Source organism: Bradyrhizobium sp. CCBAU 53421 (genome assembly GCF_015291625.1).
Lineage (GTDB): Bacteria > Pseudomonadota > Alphaproteobacteria > Rhizobiales > Xanthobacteraceae > Bradyrhizobium.
Genome location: NZ_CP030047.1, coordinates 3662261 through 3681836 on the forward strand (window position 1 = coordinate 3662261; position 19576 = coordinate 3681836).

General features: G+C 58.6%; 9 protein-coding genes. 4 read left to right on the forward strand and 5 right to left on the reverse strand.

Going from position 1 to position 19576, the window contains the following annotated elements; all coding sequences use genetic code 11:
* Positions 1-195: 195 nt before the first annotated feature.
* The 5 genes from XH92_RS17270 to XH92_RS17290 all read right to left on the reverse strand — a co-directional run bounded on the left by XH92_RS17270 (position 196) and on the right by XH92_RS17290 (position 5245).
* Positions 196-1755 (reverse strand): ABC transporter permease/substrate-binding protein, encoded by a 1560-nt coding sequence (locus XH92_RS17270; protein WP_194460271.1) that lies wholly within the window; start codon positions 1753-1755, stop codon positions 196-198.
* Positions 1752-2552, reverse strand: coding sequence for an ATP-binding cassette domain-containing protein (locus XH92_RS17275; protein ID WP_194460272.1), 801 nt, complete (start codon positions 2550-2552; stop codon positions 1752-1754). The genes XH92_RS17270 and XH92_RS17275 overlap by 4 nt, the downstream gene beginning before the upstream one ends.
* Before the next feature lie 373 nt (positions 2553-2925).
* Positions 2926-3210: a DNA -binding domain-containing protein gene (locus tag XH92_RS17280; RefSeq protein WP_194460273.1), complete on the reverse strand. Its 285-nt coding sequence runs from the start codon at positions 3208-3210 to the stop codon at positions 2926-2928.
* A gap of 272 nt (positions 3211-3482) precedes the next feature.
* Positions 3483-4388, reverse strand: coding sequence for an AEC family transporter (locus XH92_RS17285; protein ID WP_194460274.1), 906 nt, complete (start codon positions 4386-4388; stop codon positions 3483-3485).
* Between the two features lie 47 nt (positions 4389-4435).
* A complete protein-coding gene (locus tag XH92_RS17290; protein ID WP_194460275.1) occupies positions 4436-5245 on the reverse strand; it encodes a sulfite exporter TauE/SafE family protein in 810 nt (269 codons plus the stop codon).
* Positions 5246-5267: 22 nt separating this feature from the next.
* Between XH92_RS17290 and XH92_RS17295 the strand changes: the two genes are divergently transcribed.
* From XH92_RS17295 to XH92_RS17310, 4 genes are all read left to right on the forward strand, one after another.
* Entirely contained in the window at positions 5268-5486 is a 219-nt protein-coding gene (locus tag XH92_RS17295; protein WP_194460276.1) for a hypothetical protein, read from the forward strand.
* A gap of 1421 nt (positions 5487-6907) precedes the next feature.
* A complete protein-coding gene (locus tag XH92_RS17300) occupies positions 6908-7084 on the forward strand; it encodes a hypothetical protein (RefSeq protein WP_194460277.1) in 177 nt (58 codons plus the stop codon).
* A gap of 1068 nt (positions 7085-8152) precedes the next feature.
* The gene (locus XH92_RS17305) at positions 8153-9259 is read left to right on the forward strand and encodes a hypothetical protein (RefSeq protein ID WP_210345560.1); all 1107 of its coding nucleotides are present in this window, start codon (positions 8153-8155) and stop codon (positions 9257-9259) included.
* Between the two features lie 8 nt (positions 9260-9267).
* Positions 9268-19401, forward strand: a complete 10134-nt coding sequence (locus XH92_RS17310) for a hypothetical protein (protein WP_194460279.1) — start codon at positions 9268-9270, stop codon at positions 19399-19401.
* Positions 19402-19576 lie beyond the last annotated feature (175 nt).

Below are 19576 nucleotides of genomic sequence, written 5' to 3' on the forward strand. Positions count from 1 at the left end.
ACCGAGTGGCGGTTCGAGCGTCGCCTTGTCAAAACGCGACTAGCGTTCTACGTCCGCTTCTTGAGCGGGAGCGGACGTTCGCGGCGAACGGGCGGTGACGCCAGCGCCGCAACGTTAAGGCGGACTCGCTATTGGCTTAAACCGACTCGTTTCTGCTCTTAGGGCACAACCATTTTAAACACTCTGGGCCTGCACCTACTTTCCGCCGATCCTCTGCCACAGCCAACGCGTCACCGCGGCAGGCGAGGATTTCGCATTGCTGCCACTGGCGCGCAAATTGGCTTCGCGCATCGTCGCGATGTCGATCCGGCCAAGCAGCGGCTTTAGCGACTCCTGCAACGCCGCATCATGCGCGCGCCGTGGCGCCAGCAGCAGGACCGCATCATAGGGCGGGATCGCGTGCTTGGGATCGGGCAGCGTCACCAGGTCGTATTCCTTGATCCGCCCCTCGCTGGTATAGCCCGCGATGACGTCGACGTCGCCGCTAGCTACTGCCGCATACATGAAATCCGGCTGCATCTGTCGTTGCGTACGGAATGAGAGGTCGTAAGCCTTTTGCAGGGCGACCCATTCGGGGCGCGAAAAGAACTCGTAGTCGCCCGCAATCGACAGCGTCGGCGCGTGTGCCGCCAGGTCAGTGATCGAATGAATACCCAGTGCATCGGCGCGCTGCCGCGGCATCACCAGCGCATAGGCGTTCTCGAAACCGAGCGCGCCGAGCAGGGTGATGTCCTGCTTTGCCAGGATCTCCTTCAACTCGGCGAGCAATGCTTCGCGCGGCGGCAAATCGGTGCGGTGAAACTGGTTCACCCACAGCGTGCCGGAATAATCCACATAGACGTCGATGTTGTTGGCCGCGAGCGCTTGGAAAATCACGCTGGAGCCGAGGCCTTCGCGCGTCGAGGCCTGCAATCCTGCCGCCTGCATCCGCTGCTCGATCAGCGCGGAGAGCACATATTGCTCGGCAAACGTTTTGGCGCCGACGAGGTAGGTTGACGGTGCTCGTGCCATCGAAGGGATCAGCGTGGCCGCGACCAGTGCAGCGATTCCGACGCTGCCGAGCATGGTGTGGAGGCGCTTGCGCTCACGCAATCCGCGCTCGATGAGCGTTAAAAATTGATCGACCGCGAGCGCCAGCAGCGCCGAGGCGACGCAGCCGAACAGCACGAGCACCCAGTTCTGAGTCTGTAATCCGGCGAAGATATAATTGCCGAGGCTGGTCTGCCCGATCGGCGTCGACAATGTCGCGGTCCCGATCACCCACACCGCCGAGGTGCGGATCCCGGCCATGATTACCGGCAGCGCCAACGGCAATTCCACCGTGAACAGCGATTGCCGTGGCGTCATGCCTACTCCTTGCGCCGCCTCAAGCAACGCGGGATCGACGCCGTTCAGGCCGGTGATGGTGTTGCGCAGCACCGGTAGCATCGAATAGAGCGCGAGCGCCAGCATGGCGGGCAAAAATCCGAACGCGGAAAATTCGAAGCCGAGCCAGCGAAGCGTTAACGAGGCAATGGCGAGCAGAAGCGGGTAGAACAGCGCGAGCAGCGCCAGCCCCGGCACGGTCTGGACGACGCTGGCGAGACCCAGCAGGATGCCGCGGATCATTGCATGATTGCGGGTGAGGATCGCGAGCGGCAGGCTGATCACGAGCCCGAGCGCCAGCGCAGCCAGGCTGACGTGAACATGGCTGCCGAGATAGTCCGGCAGGTGCGCCGCCGCGTCGCGCCAGCGAGGGTCGGACAGGAAACTCATCCTGCGCTTGCTCCCGAGAGCAGGACGTTCAGGCGCTCGGCCTGGCGCCTGGGCGTGCGCAAGAGCTCCGCCACATACGGGTCACTGTTGTTTGACAGCTCAGCTGGCCGGCCTTGCGCCACAACCCGTCCGGCCCGCATCACCGCGATGCGATCGGCAAGCAGCAAGGCCGCCGTCATGTCGTGGGTGACCATTACCGTGGTCAGGTCGAGCCTGCGATGGAGGGCGCGGTACTCTTCACCGAGGGTGTCGCGGGTCAGCGGATCGAGCGCGCCGAAGGGTTCGTCCATCAGCATGATACGGGGACGCGCGGCGAGCGCCCGCGCCACGCCTACACGTTGCTGCTGCCCGCCGGACAGTTCATGCGGAAGGCGATCGCGATGGAGGGAGCGATCGAGCCGCATCAGGTCGAGGAGCTCATCGACCCGCGCGGCGATCTCGGTGGCGGGCCAGCCGAGTAGTCTCGGCGTGGCGGCGATGTTGTCGGCGACGCACATATGCGGAAATAGCCCGCCACTTTGGAACACGTAGCCGATGCGCCGGCGCAAGCGCACCGGATCGAGGTCGCGCACGTCCTCGCCCTCCACCATGACGCGGCCGCTGTCGGGGTCGAGCAGGCGGTTGGCGAGCCGCAGCAAGGTGGATTTTCCGGAGCCGGAGGCCCCGACGATCGCCAGGAATTCCGTCGCGGCAATATCGAGCGAGACATCGTCGACGGCCGTGACGCGTTCGGCGCCATGACCCGTGGCAAAGTTCTTCCCGACATGGGCGTAGGCGATCAGCGGTGCGAGTGCCATGGTTGGATACCAGTGCGCTGGTGGCTAGAATCCGAAGTTCGCTTCATTCTACGGTAGGCACGTTAGCGAACTTCGGATTGGAAGGACACTAGCGAGTCTCTGCGGCTCGCCGCGACGCGCGGCAAGACGGCTGGTGGTTTGAGACAACAAAATTGGCAATGCGTCACAGGCGCGCGCGTACGAAACGTACCGTCGTGACGCGATTAGAATGCTTGCCGAAGGTTCGTGCTTGCTCGTCCGTTCCGTACAAAGCTTGTTTGCGCGGCGATCGCGAACAATGCGACGCGGCAATCACCATAACGCAGCGGCACCACTTGCCCTGCTGTTGTTCGCCGCGGTCTTTCGCACCCAGATTGCCGCGCAATATACTCGCTCAGTTCCAACTTGGCCGGCCGCTCCGCAACAGCTGCTGATAGCCATGGCGAGCCGCCCACTTGGCACGATCGAGATGGCTCTCGTATGCGCCGCGCGCACGCTGCGGTTCATGTTCGGGATCGATGTGCAACACGATCTTCGCGACTTCTCTCCAGTCGGCGCCTGCAGCATCTGCGTCCAGAAGGCGCATATAGGTGACGGCGTGTTCTTGGTCGTAGGGCGTCAGGATCGAACTCGTCGGCGCTGCATCGTTGATATCGGGATCAAGCGGCGTATTTTGCATGGTGATCTTCCCAAGACGAGATCTATTCAGTGACGGGGCTTGGCTGACTGAGGGTGGGGGTGCGCAGGCGTCAGGTCAAGGTCTCATCTGCGCAGCGCATGGTGCTCCTGACCTGCCACTGAATTTTCATACAGCGGCAGTTAGAGTCTCGGGCCTCGTCGCCACCGCTAGCTGGATCACACGTCGTGGATCTTTGCAGGCCAGAGAGAAGCAAAAGTCCGCGCGGTTTGCGGGATTTCCCTGGTGGTCGAATGCGGATGGCCGTTCGTATGTCAAAGTTGGTGCAAAACGTACGACCATAGCGGCAAAGTCAAGAAAGAGAGGGATATGCCGAGACCGACCATCAGAGACACCAAAGGTGGGTTGAGGCCATGCTGCACGGCGACAATCGCGCCGCCAATTTGCGGACCCATTGCCGCCTCGAACAGTGTCACTCGCGTCGTTTCTTCCAGCGTGCCCAGAACGCCCAGATACACCAGCGCAAGGACGGCCGGCGCAAGAATCAGCTTGAAGCCAAGGCCAGTCGCCAATGCGGTCCTAAGTCCGCCAGCTTGGTCGAACCTGAGTTGCAGCCCGACCGAGACCAGCGCCAGCGGCGCGAGCGTGTCACCGAAACGCTTCAATGCGTCGCCAAGCCAGCTGGGAAACTCAAACGGCATAAGAGAAAAAGCGACGGTCAAAGCGATCAGCGGCGGGAAGCAGATAATCCGCTTGACGATCTCAGCCTTTGAATCCGAGCCCGTCGAATAGATCGTTGCGACCGAAATGCCCAGCGTGCTTAGCACCAGATATGTGCCGAGTTGGTCGATCAGAATGCCAGTTGCCATGTCGGAGGCGCCGAAGAACGCTTCGATCATCGGCAAGCCGACGAAAGACGTGTTGGCGAGCCCACCCGAAAGCATCAGCGCCCCTGTCGTCTCCCGCGAGAACTTCAAGCGGGTTGACAGCGCCCGGAAGAACCAAACGCCGAGGCCAAACATCAGCCATGGCATCGCGATGCTGAGCAGCAAAGACGCGTGCAGTCTGACGTTGTGGATCTGCAGAATGATTAGGGCCGGCAACGATATGTGAATGATGAATGCATTGAGAGCCAAATGGCCGTTCTCGGGGACTTTCTTGGCGGCGCGGAGGGCCACCCCGAGCAGCAGGCAAGAAAAGAGCAGAATGATGTTATTCATGCATCCCCCGAACATTTGCCTGTGGCTGTAGCCTCGAGCCGCGGCTCTCACCGCAAGGCCGAGTACAGGAGATGCATCCCGTTGAAGACCAGAAACAGCGCGAACAACGACGCCAGAGCGCGCGAAGGCAGCCAATGCGCAACCGCCACGCCAAGCCGGACTGTCAGCAGCGTTCCCGCAACGAGTGCCGCCAACGCGGGCAGATTGATGTAGCCGAGCATCCAGTGACCCAGCGGCACATTGCGACCCTCCCAGGCGTAGGTGAGGGCGCCGGCAAGACTGACAGGCAGTCCGATCGCAGCCGATGTACCGATCGCGAGTTTTGGCTCCATGCCGGCAGCCTTGAAATACGGGGTGAACAGCGTTCCACCCCCAATCCCCGCGAGAGCCGCAATGCCGCCGAAAGCTAGGCTAAACACCCTCAGTGAGGGCCCGCGCCTCGCCACCGTTTGCAGCGTGCTCAGCTTCGATACATCAGTCACCATCAAGGCCGCCGCAAACAGCTGGAAGCATGCCACGAATGTCAGCAGCGGAATGGCGGGGGCTTCGGCCGCGACGGCACTGCCGAGTGCGACGCCGACCATCACCCAAGGCGCGGCCCGTCGGATGGTATCGATAGAGGTGCTGCCGCGACAATAATGGCTGTACGCGCTTTGCGCCGCCGAAAACACGATCGCTGCCATCGACGTGCCGAGCGCCATTGCAACCGTGTGCTGCGGGCCTGCCCCCGTGGCCTTGAATGCGTACACCAGCACCGGCACCATGATCAGTCCACCGCCGATGCCGAACAATCCCGCAAAAAAACCTGCAGCGATCCCGCATAGCCCGAAGACCGCCAGGATTATCTCAAGTCGCATTTGGCCCTCTCTTGGCGGCGTGATGAGGAGCCCGCTCGGCCTTTGCAAGAAGCAGGCGCTTGATGCTACGCGCGAAGGTGCGGAGCTGAGTCCCGGCGTTGAGATGCCGCCGTGCTTTGAATGCGTTGGTGAACCAGACAGCGGCATCATCGGAGCGGCGGTGTTGCGCGTGCCGCCAGATCTCGGCCAAGTCATCGCCGTGAATATCATTTCGATCGGGCAACACGGCTGGGGTCCTTAAAACCGTCGGAGAGCGTCTAAAAATGCGTAGAAGAAGTACGAGTTGACTGCAAAAACGGCCCCCAGCGAGACTTCCCGAGGCCTTACAAACCGCGTCCCGTATTCTTGAACGCCTCGAAATCGCGATCCGTCGCATCGAACTGAAAATGGATTTGTGGACTGTTGATGTTCAATTCCGGATGAGTGCATCGTCGGCGTCCGTCAGCAGCACTCTGCTGCCAGCCGGGCTTCGTACGGAACGTACTATGGAAACACTGTCATCGTTGCGAGATCGGTAGATATCGTTCCCGGCGACAGAGCGTCAAGGTAAACTATGATCATGAGCATGATCGCGAAGGCCACGTAGCCGAGCACGATTGGTGCATCCTGGCGCGGGCCGTCACGTTGAGTTGTCGGGAACCTAACCTGCTGCGCGAGTGTCATTGCCCAATCTCCAATGTGATCCAGTGCAGTAGTTCAAATATATCCGGAGTCGAACAAGTGGATGTGACGTCGTTCACCCCGACGGAAAAAACGATCGAACTCTTCGTCAGTACTGCTCGATCTTAAGTTTGTTCATTGTTGATTCTGCGCCCGGAAGACCACGGCTGATTTCCGCGCAGCCATGTGAGTAATCATTTGCAACGGCCAGCCGTCACCCCTGGAATGTACACGCGGAGGAGGAAGGGACGGGTGACCTATGATCCCGTATTGAAATTGGGCAGCCCGGACGGGCAAGTGTCCTGAAAACGGGAGACAAATTCCAGGACGCAGCTGACGCAGCTAAAGCCATCCTCCATGCCTTCGTCTCATCTCGACAATTCGGTCAGCCGCTGACTGCCGGACTTCTTGGGTCAAGCCTATGTCGTCTCGCAACCAAGGCCGTAGCGGATAGCTCTCGAATTTGCGACGCCCGGCCAGGGCTCGGCTGTGCAACCAAGCGACAATCGATCCGGCGAGCCCGCGGCTAATTCCTGTGTGAGGCTGATTCACGTGAGCGCCGGTCCTTGCGACCGCTAAACAGTCCTGGGATACCACGCCGTCTTCAGAGTCAGCGGCCCTTCGCGGCCTGCCACCACCTTCCGTCATCAATGTCTCTCAATCATCCTGATGCGCGAACTCGCCATGCGGAATCAGCGTTCACGAGGATGCTGAACTTAACGAACGTTCTGATCTCGTTTTTTGCAATGACGGACGCTTCGACACATGAATCCTGCGTTCGGCCGCTCTTCTCCGGCGGATCTTGCGCACGCCAGGGTACCAGTCCGCAGGATACAACTATCGTTCTTTCGATCCGAAACGTCGCTCTTCTCGAGCTGCTCGATGCATCGGGTGAAGTCGTGGGCCCGGCGAGCTCGACCGGCACCCCCGCCATTCACGTTCTGAAATCGGGTAAGCCATGAGGATCTCCATTGCCGAAGATCATTGGATATCCCTCTCTGCGTGAGTGTGCCGCTGGAAGCGTTGGCAAAGCGTCGCAATGGCTACGAATACGGTTGGTCGCGATATGCGTGTCTTCTTGATCTTCCAGATGAAAACGTCCGCCGCGTCGACCTCAAATCGAATGCCGGCAAGTCGCCAATGTTTTCTTTCGCGAAGGCCCCGGCGGGTCTTGAATAGGGCCGTTCTAGGGCCATCGTCAACGTGAAGACCGTCAATCGCCTCAACGAAGAGGCGGTTGCGCCAATAGACGGAGGCCGCCCTTCGTTCCGCTCCACTCCAAGGCGGTTAACGCGCGCCGGTGCTGTCCCTACTCCGCTGTAGGGCTTGAAATAGAAAGGAATCGCCATGAGCCGCTTGCAACATCAGGAAGCGAGGCCAGAGCGGCTCTCTGGACCAAGATTGGGCGCAGAATGATGCAGCGGAACAACGGTGCCACGAGGCCTTGGCCATCTGGTTCGCTGCCAACTTTGCATGTGGTGTGCGGTCGGCGACATGGAAAAGTTCGTCGGCACCGGAGGGAGCCGCTGCATCAAAGCTCAGGTCGCTCGCGGCGAGTGGATTCATCCGCCAACGATGCAACTCAACTTGTTATGCAGTCGCTTCGCTGGGCTGCGTGTCTATCCGACGCAGAGTGCATGCTCGCTTCGAACGCGGTCCTCGCGCTTCCCGCGATCGTCTGGAATCTGGTTCTTGCGAACGCGCCAAGCCACACGCGATTGTTATCTGACTTACAACTTGTCAGCGTATGCTCTCCGTGACAATATGACGCGGTCAGGAGCAGAGGTTGGGGGAGCTTGGTTCAAATATTGACACTTTTGAAATGATCTGCGCCGGGGCGGGACTTCTCAAGAATATTCATATTCTCTCCTTCACATCGCTGATGTTGATGCGAGTCGCTTGCGGGCCGGTTATCGGCATCGCTGCGGCCAGCAAGCGAGTTTAATATGAAATTCTCGCATGAGCGTTCAATGGCCGCAGCTTCGTGCCGCGAACCATAGGCTGTAGTTGTGACGCTGTTGTAAGGGGCTATGACCCGGCAGCCCACCCCTTCGGCAGGCAATCGAAGGACATTCGTAGAACCCGGTTGTCCGGCGTGGCTGCTCTTCCTGCTCGATCTTTCGTCGCTTCGGAAGAAGTCGCCGCAGCAGCTGGATGGAAAGGTGAGGCGTCTTGATTAGTCTTTTCAAAATCTGCAGCGGTGCTGAGTTCGCAATACAGGCACCTTCTGTGCGATGGATCTTTCGCGTGCTTGTTGCTGTGCTGGCCCCGATACTCTTCGCATCCGCGTCGACGCGTGCGGGTTCGGCCGAGACTGGAGAGGTCCGTGCGACGGCTGTTGCCGCCGGAGGCTGGGTGATACTCCGGAATGACGGATCGGTAATTTCCTTCCGTGACGCCAACAATCTGGACCAGCCCGTGCTGGTGGAAGGGCTTCACGATATCATCGCGATTTCGGGAGCAAATCCTGGTTGGGCCCTACGAAAGGACGGAAGGGTCTTTTCATGGGAATATCGCTGTACTGTTGCAGAACAACCGATCTGCGATATCGCGCCTGCTGTGGAAATTGCCGGAGTCCAGGACGCCATCTCGATTTCGAAAGTAGCCAGTTATGGTCTGATTTTGCTCAGAGATGGATCGGTATGGGGACTAGGCGAAGATCTGGACGGTCAAATTACTGGTCGTCACTCGCCCAATCCCAGCGAACATAAGACCTTCAAGAGCCCGATCAAGCTGCTCCTCCCGGAGCCCATCGCTTCCATTTCAGCCGGACAGTTTCACTCAGTTGCGATTGATCGCAAGGGTCAGGTCTGGAGCTGGGGAGGCGTCAACCATCGATCTGTGTTGGGGGTTGGCGAATCCACGCAGGCTGCGGATGGGTCGAGTTTAACAAGAATCTCCAATATGCCTCCTGCCGTCGCCGTTTGGGCTGGTGTTCAAACTTATGTGTCGGACATCAACGGGGGAATCTGGAGTTGGGGCGAGATCAACCTATCAACCAAAAGCGGGAGAGCGCGCTTTGGAACACAAAATCCCTCTCTTGTTTCCGGTTTGAAAGACATAAGCAAAGCTAGCATCTCGACGTTCTATGACGCTTTTTTGGATACGAAGGGGCGCATCTCGATAATTGGCGTTGCTCCGGGTTCAACAATTTATGCGGCGAGTGATCAAAGAAACGGAACCTATGTTCGAGAGCCAACTCAGATTGAGGGCTTCGGTAGAATGCTGGATGTCTCAGGTGGGCTCGACGGATTAACGGTGATCGATGCGGCGGGCGAGGTGCTCCGCTTCTCTGCAAGCTCGAGAAATGGTCCGGCTTATCAACGCATCAATATCGAGATTAGGAAGCATTGAGGACAACTATGGCCGACGCAAACATATTGAGCGCAGCGCAATCCCAGTTTGGCGGTGGAAATTACGTGTATCTGTCCCCGCACGGGAATGGGACAGTCTATGTCAACGCCGCAAGCGGATATGGCCTTGGTATTGATTGCTCCAATCTGGTTCAGCAATCGCTCCAAGCGGCGGGCTATGACATCAAGTATCTGGCCACGTCTCAAATTATGACATCTCCCGGCACACTAAATCCGCCCGCTGCACCTTACTACTCGACGGTCAATCTCTCGGATCTCCAGACCGGAGATATCTTAATGTTCAAGGGGCACATGGGCATCGTCCAAGACTATGACCCCGACACTGGAGTAGGCCATTTCTTCGGTTCACAGACCTCAACCGGTCCTGCCGTCGCATCATTTTCCACGAATGGTACGACGGTGGACCCCTCAACCGGACGGCCGATTTACTGGGGAAATGGTGTACAAGTTCTCGGAGCAATCGAACCGAAGACTCCGAGCAATAATGTTCAAGGCGGAGATGTAGGAACTCAACCCGGTGGGCCGATCGGGTCGACACCATATTTCTCTCAAACGCTCGCCGCTGATCAGGTGTTGGGCATGCCTGCGTCAAATACCGCGGCTAACGTACTATCATCGGAAGTCGCGAACGGCCTTACTGATTCCAGCGGGCGATGGACTGCACCAGTTCCCTATCTTGATCAGTCGGTCGCGGCACAACAGCTGTCGCTAAATGAACTCCCGCCCTCCCTTTCGCCGACGGCACTCACCGACGACTTCCAGCAAAGCGCCCTGCGCGCGACGGATGTCAGCTTTTTGGAAAGCACGGTGAACCCGCCCTCCGCAAATGGTATCGATGGATCAAGCGCCGGCTCAGTGACGCTAGAGTCTGGCACGTCACCGGTCGCAGCTGACTTCAATGCTCTGGGCCAGAATTGGTCAGCCGATACTTCGGCGATGACTTATGGGATCAATCTTGCTCTGCCAGCTTCTCCAATACTGGCGACGGAGACGAATACGCAGTTGCTCTCCAATATCGGAGCGCGAGGGCTCGACAACCTAAGCACGACCCAGTCTTCAAACGCCACAACGCAAACCGCTGTAACAACAACCACTGCAAACGACTACGTCAGTCAGGATTTTAATGCCCTCCAGGAGTCCGTGAGCGTCACAACTGCGTCCAGCGATACTGGAAGTGTGGGCAGTCAGTCTGGCAGCACCGTCAGCGATGTTATCAATACATACAGCAACGCTTCGTTCAGTTACGGCGGCTTCGGTGATGATTTCAGCTTCGGCCCCGTTGTCCTTGACCTTTCAGGCAAGGGCGTCAACATCACCCAGCTATCGTCGTCGAACATGTTCTTCGACGTAACGGGAAGCGGGATTGAGAACCAGACGGCATGGGCCGGTGCTGGTAGCGGCGTTCTGTTCTACGATCCGACAGGCGCTGGGCAACTCACGCAGGCGAACCAGGTTATCTTTACGGATTGGGATCCGAGTGCCACGAGCGACATGCAGGCGCTGCTCGATGTGTTCGATACCAATCACGACGGCTCGTTGGATTCGGGCGATACGAACTTCGGCAAGTTCTTTGTGACAGTGACGAACGCTGATGGCACGCAGTCCGTGCAATCACTGGCAAGCCTGGGTATCACCTCGATCAACCTGAACGCAGATGCGTCCAGCGTCTCCCTCCCCGACGGTTCCGCTATCACCGGTGAGACCACGTACACGACGAGCAGCGGTACCACGCGGGCGGCTGCGACAGTGTCTCTTGCTGCCGACACCAGCGGCTATGTCGTCACCACGACAACGACCAGCAACGCCGATGGATCGACAACAATCGACAATAGCGCCAGCAATACCGACGGCAGCCTTGATCATCAGCGCATTCTCAATACGTTGATTTCGTCGAGCACGAGCAGCGGGGTCACGACAACGGCCACGGACAAGGTGTTGACAACCGTCAACAACGGCGGCGTGGTGGTAACGCTCCAAGTCGACAATACAGTCGCATCGACCAACGGCGTAACGACTGAAACCGTGACCAACTACTCGGCGGGCACGATTACGTCCACCGGCGAGTTGACCGGCGCCGGCACGTCCGGCTCCGAAAAGCTGAACTCGACCACCACGACGACGACGGTAACCTCGGGCGGCACCACCGTCACGATCTTGCGGGATCAATTGGGCGGCGGCTGGACGACCCAGCAGGAGGTCGATTCCACGACCAGCACTGGGGGACCCGCATCCTACGTCGTGTCCAACCTTAATCCCGACGGTTCGGTGAGCGACGTCACCTCGACGTCCGTCACCAACGGCGGATTCACTCGCACGGTCACCGACCTGATCGACGGCAATAGCGCTCTCTCAACCACCACCGTCGATTCGACTGTTGTCGGCTCCGGCGGCACCCGTACTGAAACCATCGTCGCCTCCGCCGGCACGACCGTCACGAGTTCCGTCCAGATCGTGACGGTCACGACGTCCAACACAGTGACCCGTACCACGGCGAGTGATCTCACTGACGGTGTCACACTCGATCGAACAAGCGTCGCGCAAACCGTGACGAGTTCCAGTGGTTCGACGATAACCCAGAGCGACAGTAGTGCGAATGGCGCTTTGCTCGATCAGACGATTACGACGGAGACGCCACAAAGCAGCGGCGGGCTCGTTACCTCTGCTACTTCGTCGATCCTTGACAATGGCGCCTTCGTGGTCAGTGGCACAGAGATCACGACAATTTCTAACGCCGGTCCGACGCAAACGACGACCGTCGTCAATAAGAGCGCCGATGGCACCCTGCAGTCCGAGAGCATTACGTCGACGGCACTCGGCAGCGCCGCCAAAACGGTCACCACTTATGCCACGGGTGACGGAAAAGTCTCTCAGTATGAAGCGGTAACCGTCAGCGGTGGGACGACCACGGATACTTTGGAGAGTCTGAACGGCGACGGCTCAATGAACACTGAGGCCGTTACGATAACGACCAGTGGTGGATTGGCCAAAACCAGCGAGAGCGACAACACGGGTCTGACCAGCGGCTCCGCTGCATTATTCGACCACATCACGACCGACAACACCGTAACGTCGGGCGGAACGTCCACAGAGACAATTACGGGCTACGGTGCTTCGACCAGCTACAAGATCGACGAGAAGCAGATCGTCGTCACGTCGGGTGGACTCGAGACCATCGTCCTGAGCGCCTTCACCAGCAATTCACTTGCTGGTTCTGGAACATGGGACCGGGTTACGACCGATCTGATCACGATCAACAATGGCGGCAGTGTCACGGAAACGACGACTACCACCGATGGCGCGGGCCACATCCTCCAAACGGTTCAGAAGAATTCTTCTGCAAACCGACAAAACACCACGACCACAACGACGCTCGGTACGACCGGTCTGGTCAAGCAGGTTGAGACCGTCACGATTGAGAGCAACGGCACTGTTCAGGACCAGACCGTCAGCTTTGACCAACAAGGGGATGTGCTCGGAGCGACAGTTACGACCACAACGGCTGATGGGCTCACCAGGACTGTCCAGCACGACGTTCAAGGACAGACGGCGACGGCTTACTCATCGAGTGGCCTGTCATTCGATGTCCAGACCACGGACACAACGGTGATCAACGGCGACGGCAGCCGAGCGGAGACCGTCAACAAGACCTCACGGAACGGGACGCTGCTGGCGACGACCACGACTTCTTCCAGCGCCAATGGTCTTTCGATTACGACCAATGCCAATCCCTACGCGACTGCTCACTACGCAACGAAAACGACGAACACGACGACGCTGAATGCGGATGGGAGCTCGACGGTCACTGCTGCTGAATATAATTACAATCAAGGGTTGATTGAGTCGTCGCAGACTGTCACGAGCGCGGGCGGCTTGGCTACGACGGTCAATCACGACCTGAATGGCGACGGCGTGATCGATCAAGCGACCACAGACGTCAAGACGATCAATGCCGACGGTAGCCGCACCGAGACGGTAACAGATTACACGGGAAGCGCAGGCGGCGTTGTTCGGGACGTAACGACCACCCAGTCCGGAATCATCGTCGCGGGAGCCGGTTTGGAAACGGTGGTTACGCGCCAGTCGAACGGATCAGTGTCGACCTACCAAGTCGAGACGATACTGCCTAACGCCCATGGCGTCATCTCAGATACCACCAATTATTATTCCAGTTTGGGCGGACCACTTCTGCTGAGTACCACGGTGACCTCCAGCGCAAACGGTCTCAGCAAGACCAAGGCAACCGCGGTCAACGGCGATACGACGACGGATTTCCAGACAAACGATACAATCGTCCTCAATGCGGATGGTAGCCAGACCGAGACCGTGATCACTGCCAACAGGAACGGCTTGATTGACGAGAGGGTCACCACCACTTCGGCGAACGGTCTTTCGAAGACGACGCAAGTGGATGCCAACGGTGCTCCGATCAATCTGGTTGGTCCGGCAAGCCCCGTCTTCAATCTCGTGACCACGGACAACACCGTGCTGAATGCGAGCGACGGAAGTCACACCGAAACGGTGACGGATACGAATACGAATGGCACGGTCTTCGAGCAGACCGTTACAACGACCAGCGCCGATCAGCAATCAGTCGTTACCAATCGCTATCTCAACGAGACCGGCGCAATTTCTGGTCTCGACCAAGTCGAGACAACTCAAACCCAGGCCGACGGTTCGACGATCGACGTGACATCAAGTTACGGTCCCACCGCCGCGTTGGTTGGCTCCGTTGTCAAGACGTCCAGCGGCAATGGACTCATTGGAACGACGACTTTCCGGAACGGTGTCGGAGCGACAGTCGACATCCAAAGCAATACGACGACCTACGACGCCAATGGCGACGGCGGCACGCTCAACGATCTTGAAGATGCAGATGCTGTCAATAGCACGACCACTCTGACAAGTTCCGTCGAGACCCAAACCTCTGGCAATGGCCAAGCGAAGACAACCATCATCGCGCTGACGGGCGCACTATCATCCAGCATCTCGTCGAATATAGTGGCTGTCGCGAACGCCAGCACGGCCATTTCTGACGCCGGAGTGACGACGCAAACGACGGCCGATGTCATTGAGGGGGTGACTACCGATACGATAACAACCGTGACATCGGCAAATCGCCTGTCGCAAACGACATCGACTATATTGGCAGGCGATCTCAGTGCCTTCATCGTTCAGCAGAGCACGACGGCGCTTGATGGGTCGCAGTCCCGGATAACTTCCTACTATGATCCGGCAGCGACATCCCTTCTGTTGGAGCAGACGGCCATCAATATCAGCTATGATGGGCGTACGACCACGACGACGCGGCAAACCGCTTATGACCAGCTGAACCAGTCGATCATCAACGACACCAGCAATGATCCTGGCGATACCGGCACCTACACGCCGACCTTCAGCACAGCCTACAACGTCGAGACAGATACTTATGTCGAAAATGCCGACGGCTCGACGACGGAAACCCTGAGCGGGACGGGCTCGTTCGGAGCACCGGCCTTCCAGCAGGTCGAGACCGTTGCGACGAACGCCGATGCGAGCAAAACCACGACAGTTCAGGACTATGACGGGGTGGGCGTGCTCGGCCGACAGGCTGCTGCGGAGATCTCGGCAAACGGATTGGTTCAGGGCTTTGCTTTCAGTACCACGGGGCAAGATTCGGCGGCCAATTTGAAGCTAGCCGCCGCGGAGCTCGTTAATGGCACGGCGGTGCTGCCCGCATTGGTTGGCGGCGACATCATTGGGGTTGATTCCACGACTCTGAACGCAGATGGCAGCAAGACCGAGCTCATCGAGACTGGGTATGGCAATAGCCTGGGCAACTTGCGCTCGAAAACCGTGATCACAACGAGCGCCAACGGCCTCGTCACGACAACGGACGTCGACAATGACGGCAACGGCATTTACGAGCAGATCGATACGACGACCAAGGCGCCCGACGGTTCTTCGGTGTCTGTTTACGACTATTACGGCGACACCTCGGCGACGTCCTCAACCCTGACGGGCTCGAATACTTATACCACGAGTGCAAATGGGCTTATCTCGACGCTAACAACATCGACGGGTATTACGGACACCAAGGTCGAATTCGCCAATTCAAATGGAAGCTATGAGTGGTCTCGAAACGTGACCGCTGGAAGCGCAGCAGCAACTTACGGCTGGGTAAATGGCAGCTCGATCCACAGCGTTGACGCCAACGGCATTGATACCTGGTCATTCCTCGACGGCTACGGCGATCCGCTGACGACGGTCAAGATCGATATCACGACTGAGAAGCAGGATATTGCGATCGCGAACGAACTGTTCCAGACGATTCTCGGTCATCCGATGGACGACTCTGAAACAGAGTTCTTCGGACAGTACATCAAGAACGGCGTCTTCGATCGCGAGCAGCAGGCTTACGATATCGTCGCCGACTCGCAGGAGTACTCAGACAATTACGGAGTAAAGTTCACAGTCAACGGCCAGGCCGGGGTCCTCTATCAGGGCTTCGATATCTCAGCCGCATTCGAGAATGCTCTCGGTCGCTTGCCCACGGCCGAGGAAATGGCGACGTTTGGTGCGTACTTGACTGTGCCGAACTCCGCCGGGAATCCGGAGAATTTCGATGATCTGGCGACGATGGTTGTCGCACTCGCACAGTATGCGACCGATCTCGGTGGCAACGATAATCGAACTCAGTCCGATCCCGACGCGCATCTGGTCTCAACCGCGCCTTCCTGGATTAGCCCCGCTTCCAGTGCCGTGCAGATCGGAACCGCTGGCACCTACAGCTATAGCAGCACGTTTATCATCGACCTGAACGCGACCACGGCGAAGGGCGTGGCAGCAACCATCAACGGCAGCAACGATATTATCATTGCTGGAATGAATAGCAGTCTCACGGTATCAGGATTCAATAACTCGATTGACGATTCCAATGGAACCGCAACGATCGCGACGTCTAACGCTTCGATTCTCATCGAATCCGGAGGCATTGCGACGATCTCCGGCAACAATAATCAGATTGCCCAGGTGGGCCCGACTCAGGTCACGTTAACGTCGGGTACGGGGGACGTCATCTATGTCGGTGCCGGTGACGCAGTACCAAATCCCAACTACGCAGCCTCCTACTCGAGTACGACTGCCTCGAATGCCTCAATCACGTTGGGCTCAGGCATCGGCACTAGTGCGGCTCACGACCAGGTCTCCGGAAGCGGCGACTCCGTCACGTTGACGGGAAGCGATATCATAGACATCTCTGGCAGTGGCGACGCCATCAATGTGCTCGGCAGCGGCGACACGATTTCCGTAAGTGGTGCCACCATTTCCGTGGCTGGCGGTCTCAGCGATGTGGTGATCAACGGCAACAACGATGTGGTCACGATAGCTGCCGGGTCAATTGTACAGCTGACAGGATCGAGTGATTCTGTCACCCTCGGGAATAGCGATACAGTGAGGCTGAGCACAAGCTCAGTGATTACATCGCGCGGGTCAAACGACACCGTTACGGTGTCGAACTCTCCCGCGGTTGGCGGACCTGTGGAGACCGTGGCCAACCTGACGGCAACTCACGGCCAGAGCTTTGCAGGCTCGTCACTGTTCAGCTACAGCGATCCGGTTGGCAGCGCTGCGACGCAATACAGCGTCTGGGATACTGGCGCCGGTGGCGGCTACTTCATGCTGAATGGCGTCGCGCTACCGATCAATCAGGGCAACATCATCACGGCCGCGCAGCTATCCCAGTTGACCTACCAGTCCGGCTCGGGAGCCGATACGTTGTGGGTGCGGGCCAACGACGGATGGGCTTGGGGCGCCTGGTCGAGCAGCTTCACGGTGACGGCGCCGACGGACACAGGGCCCGTGGAGACCGTAGGCAACCTCGGCGCAACGCACGGCCAGAGCTTTGCCGGCTCTTCACTCTTCACCTATAGTGATCCCTTTGGCAGTCCTGCGACGCAATACACCGTCTACAATAATGGCACTGGTGGCGGCTATTTCACTCTGAACGGCGTTGCGCTTCCCGTGGGGCAGGGCAATGTCATCACAGCCGCCCAGCTCTCGCAGCTGACCTACCAGTCCGGATCGGGGACCGATACGTTATGGGTGCGCGCAAATGACGGAACGGTCTTGGGAGCGTGGTCGAACAGCTTCACGGTGACGCCGCCAACGGATACCGGGCCTCAGGTGCTCGTTTCCAGCTACGCAGTAGCTCACGGCCAGATTATGACACCATCTTCGCTATTCACATACAGCGATCCATTTGGCAGCGCGGCTACTCTGTACGACGTGTGGGACACCGGCGGCGGTGGCGCCCATTTCGAGCTGGATGGGGTCGCGCTCCCCGTCAACCAGGAGAACATCATTACGGCCGCGCAACTTTCGCAGCTGACCTATCAAATTGGTTCAGGTGCAGACACCTTGCAGGTGCGGGCCAATGACGGAACGGTTTGGGGAGCGTGGTCGAGTAAAGGTACGATGACAGGACCGACCGACTCGGGGCCCGTGGAGACTGTCGCCAATGTCACCGCAACGCATGGTCAGAGCTTTGCGGGCTCGTCACTGTTCACCTACAGCGATCCATTCGGCAGCGCGGCCACTCAGTACGATGTGTTTGACACCGGCAGCGGTGGCGGTCATTTCGCGTTGAACGGCGTTGCGCTTGCTCTCAATCAAGACAACATCATCACGGCCGCGCAGCTCTCGCAGCTGACCTATCAGTCCGGATCGGGAGCCGACACCTTGTGGGTACGTGCGAACGACGGAACGGTATGGGGAGCCTGGTCAAATAAGATCACGGTAACGGCGCCAACAGACGCCGGGCCGGTGGAGACCGTCGCCAATCTGACGGTAGCCCACGGCCAGGCGTTGTCTCCATCATCGCTGTTCACCTATAGCGATCCACTCGGCAGCGCGGCCACTCAGTACGATGTGTGGGACACCGGCGCCGGTGGGGGTCAGTTCATGTTGAATGGCACGGCGCTACCTACCAATCAGGGCAACATCATCACGGCCGCGCAACTTTCCCAGCTGACCTATCAATCTGGTTCAGGGGCTGACACTCTGTCGGTGCGCGCCAACGACGGGACGGTTTGGGGCGCATGGTCGAACAACTTCACGGTGACAGCCCCGACTGACGCCGGGCCCGTAGAGACGGTCGCCAACGTCACGGCAACCCATGGTCAGAGCTTTGCCGGCTCGTCGTTGTTTACCTACAGCGACCCGTTTGGTAGTCCTGCGACCCAGTACCGTGTTTGGAACACAGGTACCGGTGGAGGACATTTTGTGTTGAACGGCGTGGCGCTCGCCGCCAACCAAACTGCTACCATCACGGCGGCTCAGCTCGCGGAGCTGACCTATCAGTCCGGCTCGGGCGCGGACACCTTGCAGGTACGGGCCTACGATGGCACGGTTTGGGGAGCTTGGTCGAACACCTTCACGGTGACGGCTCCGAACGACGCCGGCCCCGTCGAGACGGTAGCCAACATCAAGACGACGTCGGGGCAAGTCTTCTCCGCTTCATCGCTATTCACCTATAGCGATCCATTTAGCAGTGCAGCGACCCAATACGATGTGTATGACACCGGCAGCGGTGGCGGTCATTTCACGCTGAACGGCGCAACGCTCGGTGCCAATCAGGATAATATCGTGACGGCCGCTCAGCTGTCACAAGTGACCTATGTGGCTGGTCCGGGAACGGATACCCTGTGGGTGCGCGCCAACGACGGAACGGTGTGGGGCGCGTGGTCGAACAGCTTCACGGTAAGCGATCCGACTACAATCGGCGCGGATGAAACCCTCGAACTCGCATCGGCCAGCTCGGCTGCCATCTCCTTCAAGGCTGCGACCGGGACCTTGAAGCTCGATAACTCGGCGAGTTTCAGCGGAACGGTTGCCGGTCTGACCGGACAGGACGGCATCGACTTTTCCGATATTGCATTTGGCTCCATCCAGACACCGAGCTTTCACGGCACCGCTTCTGGTGGTTCACTGTCCGTGACTGACGGCACTCATGCGGCCAGCATCGCGTTACTCGGCAACTACATGGCGTCAACATTCGCAACTTCGAGCGACGGACATGGCGGAACGCTTGTCACCCAGGCGTCAACGATCAATCCGATGCAGATCGCCTCGCCGCAGCACGCATGAGATCTATCGGGCTGTTGAGAAAATTCACAAGCCGGGAGGTGGTAGTGTCCACCTCTGCCAAAATCAACTTGAGGGACAAGGGGTTAGCCGGTTCCTGCGCCGACAACCACATCAAGAACCTCTTCTCCCTGGTCCGCGTTCGGACCCCGCATGGAAACAAGACGAGGGTGAAAGC